The sequence below is a fragment of the Corallococcus sp. CA047B genome (assembly GCF_003612065.1).
Classification (GTDB): domain Bacteria; phylum Myxococcota; class Myxococcia; order Myxococcales; family Myxococcaceae; genus Corallococcus; species Corallococcus praedator.
Genome location: NZ_RAWD01000009.1, coordinates 22,785 through 38,577, shown reverse-complemented (window position 1 = coordinate 38,577; position 15,793 = coordinate 22,785). Strand labels below are relative to the sequence as shown.

Here is a 15,793-nt window from a genome sequence, read left to right as displayed (position 1 = left end):
CAGCAACGTCCGTGCCGGGACCACCGTCCCCGGGGGCCAACGAGTGATCACCTCCCGACCGTGGCAATCCGCCAGCAGGGCGTGGCGGATTGCCAGACCGGCCTGCCACCGCCCCGTGGGTGGGTGCGCCCTAGTGTCGATGAATGGACGCTGGGGCGGGGTGTGTCAGGGCCGTGTCCCAGGACGAACCCGCGCGCGGAAGCTCGAACCAGAACGTGCTCCCTGTCCCCCGCTCGGACATGACGCCGACGTGGCCCCCGTGCCCTTCCGCGAGCTTCTTGACGGTCGCGAGCCCCAACCCGAGCCCCTCGGCGACGCCTCCTTGCGCGCGGAAGTACGGTTCGAACAGCGAGGGCAGGTTCTCCGGGGCGATCCCCGGGCCCGTGTCGTGGATGTCCGTGCGAATCATGGCGCCCTCCTCCACCACCCGGAGGGTGATGCGGCGGGTGGACGAATCGCCCATGTACTTGATGGCGTTGCGGACCAGGTTGCCGAGCAGGCTCAGGTAGACGCCGGTGCTGCACGCGACCAGGATCGGGGGAACCGGCTCGCAATGAAGCTCGATGCCGGCCTGCTCCGCCTCCGCCTCGAAGCCGACCAGCAGATCCGAGATGACAGCCCTGGGTTCGGTCCGCGCCCCCGGGTCCGGCCTCGCGCCGGAGCGCGCGAAGTCGAGGAGCGCGCCCGTGATGGCGTCCGCGCGGGACAGGCTCCGGATGATGCGCTGGAGGGGCGCGCGGGACGCTTCATCCGGGCTCTTGCGCACCGCGAGCTCGGCGGACAGCCGGGCCGAGGACAGCGGATTGCGGATGTCGTGCGCGACGCGGCCCGCGAACTGCTCCAGCTCCTCGGCGCGCGTTTCGAGGAACCTCGTGTGCGCGTCGGCGAGTGCGCGCCGGGCCTGGAGCTCGCGATGGAGCAGCCACGCCACGACCCCGGCCAGGAGGCCACAGACCAAGTTGAGGCCCGTCGCGAGGACCAGGGTCTGCCGTCGGGTCTCCCGGATGCGCTCCGCCAGCTCCCGGCCGCGGACCGCGTTGTATTCGATGGAGCGGGTGACATCGTCCAGGAGGCGCCGGCCCGGCGGGTCCACCTCCTGGTCGAACAGCGGTCCCCTTCCGGCCTCCGGGCTCGACTCCGCGACGGTGCGAGCGCGAGTGACGGCGTTGTCGAAGCGCATCCAGGACTCCTGGATGTCCATCCGCACCGCGTTTTCCCCCGGGAAGGCCGTCAGCGCCATGTACCCGCTGAGGCCCCGCCGGGCATGTGCCAGGGCCTCGTCCAGGTCCCGTCCCAAGTCGGTCCGACGCTGGGGCTCATTGATGAACCGCGCGAGCAGCAGCTCCACCTCCAAGACCGACCTGCGAACGAGCGCCAGGTGTTCGATGCTCGGCGCCGAGTTGTAGATGATGTCCTCGGACAGCCTGCCCACCGCGGAGGAGGAGCGCTGCACGACGAGGCTCGTCGCGAAGAAGCTCCCCACGACGGCGGTGAAGGCGAGGAGGAGCATCTTCCAGGACACGTCGGTCCTGCGTGGCTGAGAAGAGGGCATCTTCATCCGATGGGACCGCCCGGCGCGCACGTCAAGCCATCAGGCCTTCCGCTTCCCGAAGCAGCCCTGCGCCCGCCTGGCTGGGATGAGGCGCGGCGCGACGGGTGTTGTCCCTGGAATGTCGCCATCGGTCCCCACTGCCAGGAAGGAGCATGCCCATGTGGATTTCCTCAGCCATCGCTTCATTCACGGCCTGGTTGCTGTGCGGGATGCTCCTGGCCGGGTTCGGCCGCTGGCTCTCCACGCGCATGGGCCCCTTCGTGCTTCGCTGCCATGGCGCGCGCCGGCTCCACTTCGAGGAGGCACCCCGGCTGTACACGTTGCTGGCCCACCTCAGCATCGCCGCGCGGCTTCCTGCTCCCCGCCTCTACGTGGTGCGGCGCAAGCAGCCCAACGCCTTCTCCCTCGGCGCGGGCCCCCGGGCCGCCCACCTCGTCCTGACGAGCGCCGCGCTCGACGAACTCGATGAGGCGGAGCTGTGCGCCCTGGTCGCGCACGAGCTCGCGCACATCGCCCAGGGCCACACACGCCGGGCCACGCTCGTCGCCGCGCTGGTCGCGATGACGGTGCGCTGCGCAACGCGCGCCGGGTGGCGTGGGGGCACGCCGGGCCTTCTCACCCGGCTTACCCGGAGGCTGAGGCGGCTCGGGATGCCGCCCGCGCGGGACTTCGTCGCCGACCGGGTCGCCGCCGGGCTCCTGCCGGAAGCCCAGGACCTCGCGGCCCTGCTGCGCCGGCTGAAGGCCCATGCCTCATGGAGCGAGCCCGACGTGCTGACCGACACGGGCCTCCCGTTCACGGCGCCCGCCGGAGAAGAGGACGCTGGAAGTGTTCTCGACGAGCGCATCCATCGGCTCCAGCGGGTGGCGGCCGCTCAGCACGCGCGGCGCGCGAAGCCCATCCTCCGTCGCTTCCTCCGCCGCGGCTCGCGCTTCCACCCTCGCGTGGAGGCTCCCGGCAGGAGGACGCGGGTCCATCCGTTGAGAGGCAAGCGGCTCACCCGCCTGGATGACGGCTCGCGCTCGGGGACCCGGCTGCCTCCGAGCAACCCCGGGGGCACTCGCCCTCCTGCCCGGCTCGGCGGCCCTCCGGCCACTCCCGGCCAGGCCTGACTCCCCCCAACTTGCAGTCATGACGGTGACAATCGCGCTGGTCGTGGTGGTGATCGCCATCGTCCTGCTCTCCATCGACCGCATCCCCACGGAGGTGAGCTCGCTCGCCATCGTCGTGCTGCTGGTGCTGAGCGGGCTGCTGACGCCTCGCGAGGCCCTCTCCGGGTTCTCGAACGAGACCGTCGTCTTCATCTTCGCGCTCCTGGCGCTGACCCAGGGGCTCAGCGCGACGGGGGTGATGCAGCTCGTGGGCCGGCGGCTGCTCTTCTTCGCGCGGTTCAGCACGCGGGCCTTCATCGTCATGCTGCTGGCGGCCGTCTGCGCCTTCTCCTCCGTCGCCTCGAACACGGCGGTGACGGCGGCGTTCCTCCCCGTCGCGACGGCTTCCTCCGCGCAGGCGAAGGTGGCCTCGCGCAGGTTGCTGATGCCCCTGGCGTTCACCTCCATGTTGGGGGGAACCATCTTCCTGTTCGGCACGTCCACCAACCTCGTCGTCAGCTCGGCGCTGGAGCAGCGGGGGTTGGGACGCATTGGCTTCACCGAGCTCACGCCGGTGGGGCTTCCGCTCGCCATCATCGGGATCAGCGTGACGCTGCTGCTCATGCGGTGGCTCTTGCCCCCGCGCGAAGGCGACCCGGTCGCGGGAGCGCCGCCCCTGCGGGAATACGTGACGGAGGCGGTGCTCACGCCCGGCTCCCGGCTCGTGGGCAAGCCGCTGCGCCAGCTCACGGAGGGGCTGGGGGTCCCGGTGCGGGGCGTCGTGCGCGAGGGGATCATGCGCCCTCCCGCCCCCCAGGAGCTGATGGAGCCCCAGGAGCACCTCATCATCGCCGGCAGCCTGGACGACATCCTGCGGGTGAAGGACCTGCGCAGCATCGGGCTCAGCGCCGACCTGCGGATTCCCGAGGACTCCCGTCAAGCGCATGCCCTCACGGAGGTGTCGGTGCCGCCCACGTCGGCGCTGGCGGGCAGGTCCCTGGGGGACATCCGCTTCGCGCAGCGCTACGGGCTCGTGGCGCTGGCCATCCACCGCCACCCCACGTTGCAGGGCTCCCACCAGCACCTGAACCTGATGGGGAGCCTGGCCGGTGGGGACGCCTTGAAGAACATCCCGTTGTCGGTGGGCGACCTGCTGCTGGTCGGCGGACCGGAGCAGCGGGTCCGAGAGCTCGCGCGGGAAGAGGAGCTGACCGTGCTCGGCGGCGTGGACTACCAGCGACCGCGCTACCGGCGCGCCCTGCTCGCCGTGCTCATCTTCGCGACCACGGTCGCGGTCGCGGGGCTGCGCGTCACCTCCCCCGCCATCGCGGGACTGGCCGGGCTGTTGCTCATGGTGGCGACAGGCTGCGTCGACACACGCACGGTCTTCCGCGTGGACTGGCGGGTCATCATCATGATTGGCGCGCTGCTGGCCCTGGGGCTGGCGGTGGAGAAGAGCGGCGCGGGCGAGTTCATGGCGCGCGCGGTGCTGCCCCTGGCGGGTGTCGTGGGACCGCGCGGGGTGCTCTGCGTGATCATGAGCGCCACCGTCCTGCTCTCCATCCCGATGAGCAATCAGGCCGCGGCGCTGGTCATGCTGCCCGTGGCCATCCATTCCGCGATGGACATGGGGCTCGACCCACGGGCGTTCGCGCTGGGGACGTGTCTGGCGGCGTCGTGCTCGTTCCTCACGCCCCTGGAGCCCTCCGCCGCGCTCGTGTACGGCCCCGGGCGCTACCGCTTCGTCGACTTCCTCCGGGTGGGAACGCCCCTCACGGTGTTGATGCTCGTGTTGCTCACGTTCGCGGTGCCGCTCGTGTGGCCGTTCACGCGCGGTTGAAGCGCCGGCGACGACGGAGGGCCGTGCGTCCCGGGGACCTCAACGTCCGTTCTTGAGGCGCATCCGGTGCAGCCCTTCGAGCGCCTCGATGGCCCTGGAGGCTTCCTCGCTCACGGTCCCCACCCAGCCAGGAATCGGGGTCCGGTCCCCGCGCATCTCCTGGAGCACCGGGATGAGCGGCGGATGCCCTGTCGAGCCCAGGGCGTTGACGGCGCAGTAGCGGACCTCGGGCGAGGGATCGTTCAGGGCCTCGCGCAGCGCATGGACCGCCCCGTCGAACTCCGGCGAATCCGTCCTCACCGACATGAACAGGTAGGACAGTCCCTCTGCGGCTTGCCCCCGCACCTGGGGAGCCTCTCGCGGATCCGCGAGGATGTGGACCATGACGTCCCACGTCCCGAGATCGCCATGCCAGCAGAGCGCGTAGAGCAGGCCCTGCCGCGTCTCCACACGGCGCTCCGACTGGAGCAGTCCTAACAGCGTCGCCGTGGTCGAGCGGTCGGAGGAGAGGGCCTTGGCCGCCTGAATGATGACGTCGGGATCTGCACCAACGAGACTGTTCGGCAAGCGCGACTTCAAAGTGAACATCCGCGACGGCACCCTCACGTGCCCTGCTGGCGAGGTGGGGCCCTTCGAGCCCGGCGCCGTCGTGCAATTCGACCCGGAAGCCTGCGGGCCGTGCAAGCTGCGCTCAAGTTGTACCCAGGCCGCGTCTGGCAAGGGGCGCAGCGTCACGATGGGTGACGATGAGCGGCTCCAGAAGCGCCTTCGCTCACGTCTGCAGTCGCGCGCGGGCCGCGCACAACTCCGCGAGCGTGTCGGCGTCGAACATCGCCTTGCACATCTCGCCAACCGCCAGGGCCCGAAGGCCCGTTACCGAGGCACGCGCCGCAACCTCTTTGACATCAGGCGACTCGCGGTCGTCCAAAACCTCGAAGTCGCCGCGCGTTACCTTCGCGCGTCGTGACCTGACCTGTTCGGCGCTCTAGGGCAGCATGGTGATGCGATTGAGCGCGGGGGCGGGCAAGGGGCTCGCCATGCTGCTGTGCGCCTTCAGGTATGCCTCCAGCGCGTCGCTGTCCACGGCGCCACCCAGCCGGTTCGTCCCCTCGGCGAACACCGGGAAGCCATCACTCCCACTCGCGAGGTAGTTGTTCGCGGTGACGCGGTACTCCGCCGTCAGGCTCACTGGCTCGCCGTTGATCCGGATGGACGCCGGGTCGACGCGGCTTCCGATGGGCGCCGACGCGCTGAACGCATAGGTGAAGCCCGCCGACGGAAGCAGCATGAGGGTGGCTCCCGACGGCCGCCACTGCCGCTCCAGCAGTTGCTCGATTTGCGCGCCCGTCAGCGTCAGGGTGACCAGGCTGTTGCCGAACGGCTGCGTGGTGAAGGCCTCGCCGTAGGTGACCTCGCCCTGGGCGATGCCCGCGCGCATGCCGCCCGGGTTCATGAAGGCCACCTGCGCCCCACCCAGGTTCGCGGGCTTCGTCGCCTCCAGATGCGAGTCCGCGATGACGAAGCCCAGGGTGGACTGGCCCGCGGAGTCCGTCTGTGTCCTGAGCGTCTGCGACACCCATCCGATGACCCGGTTGGCCCTCGGCGTGACGAGCTCCTGGTACTTCGTCACCAGCTCCTTCACCGCGCCGACCTCCTGCACGTCGCGAGTGACGATGACGTTGTTCGCTCGCGCCTCCACGACGTCGCCCGTCGCCTTGCTCAACGTCAGGTCGATGTCCGTGACGAGCTGCCCCATCGACGAGGCGCTCGTGACGACCTTGCCATCGATGACGCAGTTGTAGGCCTGATGCGTGTGGCCGCTGACGATGACATCCACCGCGTCGTTGAGGCCCTTGGCCATGCCCACGATGGCACCTGAGATGAGGCCGTCCGCACCCGCGCCCTTGCATTCGTTCACCAGCGAGCCCGAGGTCGGAATTCCGCCCTGGTGCACCACCACGATGATGGCTTCGACGCCCTGCCGCCGCAGCTCCGGCACCAGCGCGTTCACCGTCTGCACTTCGTCCTTGAAGGTGAGCCCCGCCACGCCCGTGGGTATGACGCTTTCCGGCGTGTTCTCCAACGTCATGCCGATGAAGGCCACCTTCACGCCCTCGAACTCGCGCACGTCGTAGCGGGGGAACAGCGTGCGGTCCACGCCCGTGGCCACGTTGGCCGCCAGGAACTTGAACTTCGCGCCCGGGAAGCCATCCCCGTCCAGGCAGCCATCCACCGGGTGGCAGCCGCCCGACTGCATGCGCAACAGCTCCGTGCTGCCCTCGTCGAACTCGTGGTTGCCCACCGCGACCAGGTCCAGGCCAATCAGGTTCATCGCCTCGACGGTGGGCTCGTCGTGGAAGAGCCCCGACAGCAGCGGGGAGGCGCCGATGAGGTCTCCCGCCGCTACCACCACCGTGTTCGGATTGGTGGCCCGCAGGGCCGCGATGTGCCGGGCGAAGTACGTCACGCCGCCCGCGTTCACCCGCACCGGTCCACCGTCGGGGGCCACGCCCGTCAGAATCTGGCCCGCGGGCTCCTCGAGCTGCCCGTGGAAGTCATTGAACGCGAGCACCTGCACGCTCACCGTGGTGGGACCCGAGTCGGGAGTCCCCGAGTCGGGCGTCCCCGCGTCGGGCGTCCCCGCGTCCGTGCCGGAATCCGGGGGCGGCACCTGGACGGAATGCTGCTCACAGCGCTTGTCCTCGCAGACCCACTCCGTGTTCGAAGCCGGCAGTCCCTTGTCTTCACGGCAGTCGGCGGCGTCCTGGCACTCGTCACCTCCGCAGCCGCCATGGGCGAAGAGGAACATGCCGGTGACGAACGCTCCGGCGAGCAGGAAGACGCTGGGACGCGCTCCCGGAAGTGACGAGCGCGGTGTGGCTTGTGGCATCGACGGAACTCCAACGAACAGGGAGGGGGAACCTACTCTGGTTCGTGGACGATGGCGCGACTTCATGGCGGCACGGTGAAGCTCGCGCCCCGACTTCGTCTCGACACGGGTCTGCGGCTGTCGCCCGTACTCATGGAGCGGATGGCGGCGCTTCGTTGTCACACAGCAGCAACTCCGCGGGACCTCCGGTGCGACCCACCAGGACGGCCACCTGACCGTGCGCGCGACCGAAGCGCTCCGCCTCCGCGCGGGGCAGTCCCGGGATGAAGAGGCTCTGCTCGGACCAACTGCAGTCCTCAGCCTCGCCAATGGCGGGCGCCACCACCCAGCCGCCCGCGACGAGTTGGGACGTCAGCCGCTCCTGCTCCCGCTGATTCTCTTCCTTGCCGCGAGGCCGTGAGCCCGGGTTCCACGCGGTCAGGAAGGCCCACTCGCGATGTCCGCGGGCGAGGTGGAGCCCTTCGAGCCCGGCGCCGTCGTGCACTTCGACCCGGAAGCCTGCGGGCCGTGCAAGCTGCGCCCCAGTTGTACCCAGGCCGCATCCGGCAAGGGGCGCAGCGTCACGATGGGTGACGATGAGCGGCTCCAGCAGCGCCTTCGCTCACGTCCGCAGTCGCGCGCGGGCCGCGCACAACAGAATCCACTACGCCACACAGAAACCACCAGCACTTCACATCGCACCTTCCCCTCAAAGCTTGTTCATCTCACGCACATACTCTCTCTTCTTCTGCTGCCGTTCCATTTCCATCTGCTTTAACTTCTCAGCAGATATCGGCGCAAAATAGGTTACCCAGCCCTTTCCACTTCGCACACTGAGACTGATCCGCCCATCTTTCCTATCCCAGTCACACTGGGGGTTCTCATCAGTCGTCGGCAAGCAAGAGGGCTTCCCATACTTCGCCTCTAGTGCAGGCTTGAGCGACCCAAACCAAAGGACACCTTCGAGTCCTGACGGATCTTTTCCTTCAACAATCTGACCAAGCGAGAGCTGATCAAGCCGACCACCGTCAAAGTAAAAACCAGCCCTCACCTGAAATCCAAATATTGTTTCAGCAAGAACAACATGATGGCTCGGGTCTTTGCGATTCCCCAATGGGGGCATGACATATGAAGATGAATATCGTCCCTCTAGAGCATCAGCGACATCCCCTGGCCCCATACCCCAGCGCAAATCTTGCCATCCATGCCTTGACCAAGTCTTGGGCGATGTCTTCTGAAGCGGTGGTGGCAGCACCTTCTCACGCTCTTCAGCCCCAATTGGCTCCTGACCTGTCACTCCAGCATCAGGCAGATCATCCGCGCGAGCATTGGCCGCAACCACGAGCACGAGCAAAATGACCGGCAACCGAGTCTTCATTTCACGTCCTATTGAGTCTTTCCAAATAGACTTCATTCTCACAAAACAAGGCCTGACAATTTCTCCCGCTCGCGGCGGTGGATGGTGGACACGTCGATGCCCAGCAGCTCCGCGGCGCGGGTCTTGTTGCCGCCGCAGTGCTGCACCATCCAGTGGATGTATTCGCCCTCAAGCCGGCGCAGGGTCCACACGCCCTCCTGCGCCAGCGCGAGCGGATTGGCTTCCGGCTCCGGAATGGGCGCATGGGGACGCAGGTCGTCCAGCTCCACCGTCTCCCGGGGCACCAGCACCACCAGCCGCTCCACCAGGTTCTCCAGCTCGCGCACATTGCCCGGCCAGGGCATGGCGCCCAGCGCGGCCACCACCTCCGGTGACAGCGCCGTCACACGCGAGCGTGGATTGCGAGCCCGGGAGCGCGCGGTGAAGTGCTCCACCAACTGCGGGATGTCCTCTCGCCGCTCCTTCAGCGAAGGCACCTGCAGCGTGACGACGTTGAGCCGGTAGAACAGGTCCGCGCGGAAGCGACCCTCTCGCACCCGCGCCTCCAGGTCCTGATGCGTCGCCGCCACCACGCGCACGTCCACGGTGCGGTGCGCGTCCGAGCCCACCGCGCGCACCTCGCCATCCTCCAGCACCCGCAACAGCCGCGCCTGGAGCTCCGTGGGCATGTCGCCAATCTCATCCAGGAACAGCGTGCCCCCGTGCGCCTCCACGAACAGGCCGCGCCGCACCGATGTGGCCCCGGTGAAGGCGCCCTTCACATGGCCGAACAGCTCGCTCTCCAGGAGCGGCCCCGGCAGCGCGGTGCAGTTGACGGCCACGAACGGTCCAGGCGCGCGCGGGCCTTCGAAGTGCAGCGCGCGGGCCACCAGCTCCTTGCCGCTGCCACTCTCACCGCGCAGCAGCACCGGGGCCGCCGCGTGCGCCACCCGGTCGATGAGTTCATACATCCCGCGCATGGGAGCGCTCCGCCCTACCATCGCGCCCAGCCCGGAACGCTCCTGCGACGCCTGCTTCAGCGCCCGGTGCTCCGCGCGCAGCCGGCGGTCCTCCAGCGCGCGGCCCAGGTAGAGGCGCACCTCATCCAGGCGGAAGGGCTTGGTGAAGTAGTGGTACGCGCCCCGGCGCATCGCCTCCACCGCGCTCTCCACCCCGCCGAAGGCCGTCATCAGCAGCACCGGCAGCTCCGGATCCACCGCGCGCGCGGCGGCCAGCACGTCCAGGCCGTCCACCTTCTCCATGCGCAAATCGGTCAGCACCGCGTCGTACACGCGCGCGCGGATGAGCGTCAGCGCCTCCTGGCCGCCCGTGGCCAGGTCCACCGTCCAGCCCGCGTCGGCCAGCGGCTCCTGGAGCATGCGCCCCATCTCCACATGGTCGTCGACGACCAGGATGCGTGCGTCAGCCGGCTTGTCGTTCGACATGTCGTTCCTCGGGCACGGCACGCGCCACCGGCCACAGCACGGTGACGCGCGTCCCCTGCCCCGGCGTGCTCTCCAGCTCCACCCGGCCGCCGTGGTTGCGCACCACGTGGGCCACCATCGTCAACCCCAACCCCGTGCCCTGGCCGCGCTTCTTCGTCGTGAAGAACGGATCGAACACCTGGTTCAGGCGCTCCTTCGGAATCCCGCACCCATCATCGCGCACGGTGAGCGCCACCAGCCCCCAGGCGCCCTCCTCCGGGCCCACCAGCGCGGAGGCGGACACCTCCACCTTGCCGCCCTCGCTGCACGCATCGCACGCGTTGAGGGTGAGGTTGAGCAGCACCTGCTGGAGCTGATCCGCGTCCGCCGCGAGCGCCGGCACCGACTCCGGCACATCCAGCGTCAGCGACACCTGCCGCCGCTCCGCCTCCACGCGCAGCAACTCATGCACGCTGCGCGCGAGCGGCTCCAGCGCCACCGGCCGCACCATCGCGGGCTGGAGGCGCGAGAAGTCCAGCAGCTGGCGCAGCGTGCGGCTCACGCGATCAATCTGCTCGATGATGACGCCCACGCCCGGCCCCTGCGGATGCGACGGGCCCAGCTTCCCCTGCACGTACTCCGCCCGGCCACGCACCACGCCCAGCGGCGTGCCAATCTCATGCGCGATGCCTGCGGCGAGCACGCCCACCGTGGCCAGCTTCTCCGCGCGCAGCAGCTTCGTCTCCAGCGCGCGCACGTCGCTCAGGTCCTCCACCACCAGCAGCGCCCGGACCTCTTCCTCCGGATCCCCCGCCGACAGGGGCACCGCGTGCAGGTTGTACGTGCCCTCCTCCCCGAAGAGCGCCAGCGGTTCGCCCAGCAGGCTCAGCGGCCGGTCCTCCTTGAGCGCGGACGCCACCAGCGCGGAGAGCCGCTCCAGCACCGGCTCCGGAGCCCCAGGGAACGCGGACGCCAGCGGCGATCCGGTGACGTTGCCGGGCACGCGCGAGCGCAGCGCCTGGTTGACGGCGCGGATCCGCCCATCCGCCGTCAGCGCCAGGACTCCCGTGGGGATGTGATCCAATATCTTTCGCGTCTGATCATGCAGCGCGGCGAGCTGGGCCGCGTGCCGCCGGCTCTCTCGCAGCGCCACCGCGCGCCGCCGCGCCAGCACCACGTACACCGCGAAGGCCACCAGGAAGAACGCCACCAGCCCGCCCGCGCCCAACAGCCGCACCACCAGCGACTGCTCATGCGAGCGCAGCGCCGCGGTGGACACCAGCGTCGCCACCGCCCAATGGCTGCCACCGCGCATGCGGATGGGCGTGTAGACGGCCACCACCTCCGCGCGCCCCAACCCCAGCCGCTCCGCCTCCTGTTCGGACAAGGGCAGCATGCCGCGGGCCCCGGCCTTCAAGCGCGAGACGAGGAACGCGAACCCGGGCACGCCCGCGTCCTTCTGCGCCGCGCGGCCGAACCACTCCGCGAGCCCCGCGTCGCTCGCGGGCGTGGGCTGCCCATGCGTGCCCACGAGCAGCAGCCGCGCCTCCAGGTCCGACGTGACGATGCGCAGCGGCGCGAAGAAGGACTCGGTGTCCACCAGCACCGCCACCGCGCCCTCGGGCTTGCCGTCCGTCGCGGGCAGCGCCGTGGCGAGGATGCGCAACCAGCCGCCGTTGGCCGCGTCCAGGATGGGCGACGTGGTGAGGTCCCCGGGAGGCCTGAGCAGCGCGCGGCGCGCCGTCTCTCCCATCTCCGGCACCAGCCCCTCGCGCGGCACCTTCGAGTCCGTGCGCCGGTCCAACAGCAGCAGCCGCTCCACCCCGTCGCCGTCATAGGCCGCGATGGCCTTGTACTGGCCCACCGCCTCCAGCAGCGCGCGCAGCTCCCGCCGGTGCTCCGCGAGGCTCCCCGGCTGGGACATCAGCTCCCCGGCGAACCGCAGGTTCTTGCCCACCTCCTCCAGCGAGTCGGTGACGCCCCCCACGGCCTCGTCCAATTGCTTCTGCCGGTCCCCCGCGAACTGCTCCACCAGGGTGGTCCGGCTGCGCTTCACCAGCGTCCAGACCCCCACCCCCACGCTGGCCAGCGCGGCGCACAACAGCAGGATGGGCAGGAGCGTGGAGCGCATGGAACGCCCCGCAACCTAACCTGACAAGTCGTCCCAAGTCCTTGTTTACAGGGCCTTTTATCCCACCTGCCCTCCAGTACTTGCCCGTTGACGACGCGCGTCGGCCAGTGCTACCTACCGGTCGGTAGGCAGTGGTGACCTACCGGTCGGTAGGTCGTCGAGCCCGGCGAAGGCGTTGGATGCCGGCAAGGAGAGCACGCGTGACACCCACGGGGCGCAAACCGGACGAGGGCGAGCGGTACCGGACCATCCTGGAGACGGCGGCCCGGCTCATCTGCGAGCGGGGTTACGAGGGCACCTCGATGCAGGAGATCGCCGCCGCGTGCCGCATGACGAAGGCGGGGCTCTACCACCACATCCAGAACAAGGAGCAGCTGCTCTTCGCCATCATGAACTACGGCATGGACGTGTTCGAGGAGCAGGTCCTCGCGCCCGTGCAGGACGTGGTGGACCCCGTCGAGCGCCTGCGCCAGTGCATGCGCCACAACATCCACCTGGTGACGAGCGGCCGCAGCAAGGAGGTCATCATCATCCTCCACGAGCACGCCACGCTCACCGGTGAACCGCGAGAGTTCATCGACCGGCGCAAGAAGCGCTACGTGCGCTTCCTGGAGGACGCGTTCGCGGATGCGAGCCGCCAGGGCCTGCTGCCCGGCGTGGACCCCACGGTCGCGGCCTTCTCGTTCCTGGGCATGGTCCTCTGGGTCTACAAGTGGTTCAAGCCGGACGGCCGCCTGACGGAGGAACAGATCGCCGACGGCATGGTGGCGATGATCCTCCCCGGCCTCTCCACGCCCGCCGCGTCCACGACGGATGCGAATGCTTCGGCGCCGCTGCGCATGGTGCCGCGCGCCGCTTCCGGGGAGGAGCCCCAGTGAACCGCGCCCGATGGTGTTCCCTGACGGAGGCCGTGGCCTCCATTCCCAACGGCGCGTGGGTCGCGGCCGGAGGGTTCATGCTGGGCCGGGCGCCCATGGCGCTGGTGCTGGAGCTGGTCGCGCAGGAGAAGCGGGACCTGCAGCTCATCTCCCTGCCCAACCCGCTGCCGGCGGAGTTCCTGGTGGCGGGGGGCTGCCTCAAGCGGGTGGAGTTCCCCTTCGGCGCGCTGGTGCTGGAGAACCGGGTGCGTCCCCTGCCCTGCCTGAAGCGGGCCATCGAGGCAGGCGACATCGCCTGGCGTGAGCACGACGGCTATCGCGTGGTGCAGCGGCTGCGCGCGGCCGGCATGGGGCTGCCGTTCATCCCCGCTCCGGACGCGGACGTGTCGGAGCTGGCGGAGGTGGACGCCCCCCGCACGGTGGAGGATCCCTTCACCGGCCGCCGCGTGCCGGTGGAGCCCGCGTTCTACCCGGACGTGGCGGTCATCCATGCTCAGGCGGCGGACGACAAGGGCAACCTCTACATCGAGGACCCCACCACGGACCTGCTCGTCGCGAACGCGGCGAAGCGCGTGGTGGCCACGGTGGAGGAGCGCGTGCCGAAGCTGTCGCGCGTCACCATCCCCGGCTTCCAGGTGGAGCGCGTGGTGCTCGCCCCTGGCGGCGCGCTGCCCACGGGCTGCCTGGGCAAGTACCCGCACGACGACGCGATGCTGGCCGCCTACCTGGCCGCGGCCGAGGCAGGGCAAGCGCGGGACTTCCTCATGTCGCTGCGCGCGACGCGGAGCGCGGCATGACAGCGACGACGATGGACGCGACGCCCGCGGAGACGGTGGTGTCGCTGCTCGCGCGGGAGATTGAAGACGGCGCGGTGGTGGCCACCGGCGTGGCGTCCCCGCTGGTCATCCTGGCGATCGCGGTAGCCCGGGCCACGCATGCGCCGGGGCTGACGTATCTGGCGTGCGTGGGCTCGTTGGATCCGGACCTGCCGGAGCTGTACCCGTCGTCGGAGGATTTGCGCTACCTGGAGGGTCGGTCGGCGGAGGTCAGCATCGCGGACCTGTTCGACCATGCGCGGCGCGGCCGGGTGGACACGGTGTTCTTCGGCGCGGCGGAGGTGGACCCGGCGGGCCGCACCAACATGACGGCGTCGGGCAGCCTGGAGAAGCCCCGCGCCAAGTTCCCCGGGGTCGCGGGCGCGGCCACGCTGCGCCAGTGGGTGAAGAACCCGGTGCTGCTGGTGCCGCGTCAGTCGCGCCGCAACCTGGTGCCGCAGGTCCAGGTGGCCACGACGCGAGACCCCAGCCGTCCGGTGCGCCTCATCTCCGACCTGGGGACGTTCGAGCTGGGCGGTCCGCGTGGCGCCCGCCTGCTGTCGCGTCACCCCTGGGCGTCGGTGGACGGCATCACCGAGCGCACCGGCTTCGAGTTCGCGGTGCCGGATGCCCTGCCTGTCACCTCCCTTCCCGACGCGCGCACGGTGAGCGCCATCCGCGCGTTGGATCCCCGCAACCTCCGCGACGCACTCGTCGGGAGCTGAAGTCCTTCACACCCTTTGTCGCAACACGGAAAGAGGCACCGCATGGAGGCTGTCGTTCTTCGCCAGTTCGGGAATGCCGAGAACCTGCGTCTGGAGACCGTGCCGGTGCCCCGGCCGGGCAAGGGCGAGGTGTTGCTGCGCGTGCACGCGTGCGGCGTCTGCTACCACGACGTCATCAACCGCCGCGGCAACCTGCCCCGCACGCACGTCCCCGCCATCCTGGGCCATGAGGCCGCGGGCGAGGTGGTGGAGGTGGGTCCGGACACGCCGGGATGGAAGGTCGGAGACCGCGCGGCCACCCTGCAGCGCATGTCCTGCGGCGAGTGCGCCCTGTGCCTCGCGGGCCGCAACAGCCTGTGCAAGACGGACAACCGCTTCTTCGGTGAGGAACTCCAGGGCGGCTACGCGCAGTTCATGGTCGCGCCCGTGCGAGGCCTGGGCCGCGTGCCGGCAAGCCTGCCCTGGGCGGTGGCCGCGACGGTGTGCTGCACGCTGGGGACGGCGGTGCACACCCTGCGCACGCGGGCCAAGGTGCGGGCCGGTGAGACGGTCTTGATTACAGGCGCGAGCGGCGGCGTGGGACTCGCGGCCGTGCAGCTGGCGAAGGTGGACGGGGCGCGCGTCATCGCCATCACCTCCGGCGAGGCGAAGGTGGCGGCGCTGAAGGAGGCCGGCGCGGACGAGGTGATCGTCTCGCGCGGGCTGGACTTCGGTTCGGAGGCGCGCAAGCGCACGTTCGGCAACGGCGTGGACGTGGCGGTGGAGATCGTGGGCAGCGCGACCTTCGACCAGACGCTCAAGTCGATGGCGCCGGGTGGCCGCGTGGTGGTGGTGGGCAACCTGGAGTCGGGGGTGGTGAACCTGAACCCGGGCCTGGTCATCGTGAAGGAGCTGGAGATTCTTGGTGCATACGCGACGACGCGCGAGGAGCTGGACGAATCGCTGCGGCTGACGGCGACCGGACAGGTGCGTCCCTTCGTGTCGGAGGAGGTGGCGCTGGCGGATGCGGGACGTGCGCACTTCCGGTTGGAGAACCGCGAGGTGGCGGGCCGGCTGGTGCTGGTGCCGCCCGAGGCGTGAGTCATTCGGATTCGCAGCAACTGGACTTGAG

14 protein-coding genes and 1 pseudogene are annotated in these 15,793 nt (G+C 69.8%); 8 read left to right on the top strand and 7 right to left on the bottom strand.

Annotated features, from left to right (window positions below):
* Window positions 1-130 precede the first annotated feature (130 nt).
* On the bottom strand, window positions 131-1,510 hold the full coding sequence (locus D7X74_RS03155) for a HAMP domain-containing sensor histidine kinase (RefSeq protein WP_233601942.1): 1,380 nt from the start codon (window positions 1,508-1,510) through the stop codon (window positions 131-133).
* Between the two features lie 200 nt (window positions 1,511-1,710).
* Between D7X74_RS03155 and D7X74_RS03150 the strand changes: the two genes are divergently transcribed.
* Entirely contained in the window at window positions 1,711-2,664 is a 954-nt protein-coding gene (locus D7X74_RS03150) for a M48 family metallopeptidase (protein WP_158622164.1), read from the top strand.
* A 19-nt stretch (window positions 2,665-2,683) separates the two neighbouring features.
* Window positions 2,684-4,483 (top strand): SLC13 family permease, encoded by a 1,800-nt coding sequence (locus D7X74_RS03145; RefSeq protein WP_120531414.1) that lies wholly within the window; start codon window positions 2,684-2,686, stop codon window positions 4,481-4,483.
* Window positions 4,484-4,522: 39 nt separating this feature from the next.
* On the opposite strand, the gene D7X74_RS03140 is transcribed toward D7X74_RS03145, so the two are convergent.
* Window positions 4,523-5,050: a HEAT repeat domain-containing protein gene (locus D7X74_RS03140; protein WP_233595459.1), complete on the bottom strand. Its 528-nt coding sequence runs from the start codon at window positions 5,048-5,050 to the stop codon at window positions 4,523-4,525.
* Between D7X74_RS03140 and D7X74_RS03135 the strand changes: the two are divergent.
* Window positions 5,040-5,450: pseudogene (locus D7X74_RS03135) on the top strand (transposase); the annotation flags it as partial. The gene D7X74_RS03140 and the pseudogene D7X74_RS03135 sit on opposite strands and share 11 nt — an antisense overlap.
* An 18-nt stretch (window positions 5,451-5,468) precedes the next feature.
* Here the strand turns inward: D7X74_RS03135 and D7X74_RS03130 are convergent.
* Both D7X74_RS03130 and D7X74_RS03125 read right to left on the bottom strand, forming a co-directional pair.
* Window positions 5,469-7,373, bottom strand: coding sequence for a bifunctional UDP-sugar hydrolase/5'-nucleotidase (locus D7X74_RS03130; RefSeq protein ID WP_120531412.1), 1,905 nt, complete (start codon window positions 7,371-7,373; stop codon window positions 5,469-5,471).
* 130 nt (window positions 7,374-7,503) lie between these two features.
* Window positions 7,504-7,857: a DUF3293 domain-containing protein gene (locus D7X74_RS03125; protein WP_233601941.1), complete on the bottom strand. Its 354-nt coding sequence runs from the start codon at window positions 7,855-7,857 to the stop codon at window positions 7,504-7,506.
* Here D7X74_RS03125 and D7X74_RS45175 point away from each other — a divergent pair.
* Window positions 7,810-8,130 carry a transposase gene (locus D7X74_RS45175; RefSeq protein WP_120531411.1) on the top strand — a complete coding sequence of 107 codons (321 nt, stop codon included), beginning with the start codon at window positions 7,810-7,812 and terminating at the stop codon, window positions 8,128-8,130. The genes D7X74_RS03125 and D7X74_RS45175 overlap by 48 nt on opposite strands.
* On the opposite strand, the gene D7X74_RS42570 is transcribed toward D7X74_RS45175, so the two are convergent.
* The 3 genes from D7X74_RS42570 to D7X74_RS03110 are packed head-to-tail and all read right to left on the bottom strand — an operon-like array spanning window position 8,062 to window position 12,264.
* Window positions 8,062-8,730, bottom strand: a complete 669-nt coding sequence (locus D7X74_RS42570) for a hypothetical protein (RefSeq protein WP_147446449.1) — start codon at window positions 8,728-8,730, stop codon at window positions 8,062-8,064. The two genes, D7X74_RS45175 and D7X74_RS42570, sit on opposite strands and share 69 nt — an antisense overlap.
* Before the next feature lie 38 nt (window positions 8,731-8,768).
* Window positions 8,769-10,154 carry a sigma-54 dependent transcriptional regulator gene (locus D7X74_RS03115; RefSeq protein ID WP_120531410.1) on the bottom strand — a complete coding sequence of 462 codons (1,386 nt, stop codon included), beginning with the start codon at window positions 10,152-10,154 and terminating at the stop codon, window positions 8,769-8,771.
* Complete coding sequence (locus tag D7X74_RS03110) at window positions 10,132-12,264, bottom strand: nitrogen regulation protein NR(II) (protein ID WP_120531409.1); 2,133 nt, start codon at window positions 12,262-12,264, stop codon at window positions 10,132-10,134. Before D7X74_RS03110 ends, D7X74_RS03115 begins: the two co-directional genes overlap by 23 nt.
* A gap of 200 nt (window positions 12,265-12,464) precedes the next feature.
* Between D7X74_RS03110 and D7X74_RS03105 the strand changes: the two genes are divergently transcribed.
* The 4 genes from D7X74_RS03105 to D7X74_RS03090 are packed head-to-tail and all read left to right on the top strand — an operon-like array spanning window position 12,465 to window position 15,762.
* Window positions 12,465-13,142, top strand: a complete 678-nt coding sequence (locus D7X74_RS03105; RefSeq protein ID WP_120531408.1) for a TetR/AcrR family transcriptional regulator — start codon at window positions 12,465-12,467, stop codon at window positions 13,140-13,142.
* Complete coding sequence (locus D7X74_RS03100; RefSeq protein WP_120531407.1) at window positions 13,139-13,939, top strand: CoA transferase subunit A; 801 nt, start codon at window positions 13,139-13,141, stop codon at window positions 13,937-13,939. The genes D7X74_RS03105 and D7X74_RS03100 overlap by 4 nt, the downstream gene beginning before the upstream one ends.
* Window positions 13,936-14,682, top strand: coding sequence for a CoA-transferase subunit beta (locus D7X74_RS03095; protein WP_120531406.1), 747 nt, complete (start codon window positions 13,936-13,938; stop codon window positions 14,680-14,682). Before D7X74_RS03100 ends, D7X74_RS03095 begins: the two co-directional genes overlap by 4 nt.
* A 42-nt stretch (window positions 14,683-14,724) precedes the next feature.
* On the top strand, window positions 14,725-15,762 hold the full coding sequence (locus D7X74_RS03090; RefSeq protein WP_120531405.1) for a zinc-binding dehydrogenase: 1,038 nt from the start codon (window positions 14,725-14,727) through the stop codon (window positions 15,760-15,762).
* The last annotated feature ends 31 nt before the right edge of the window (window positions 15,763-15,793 follow it).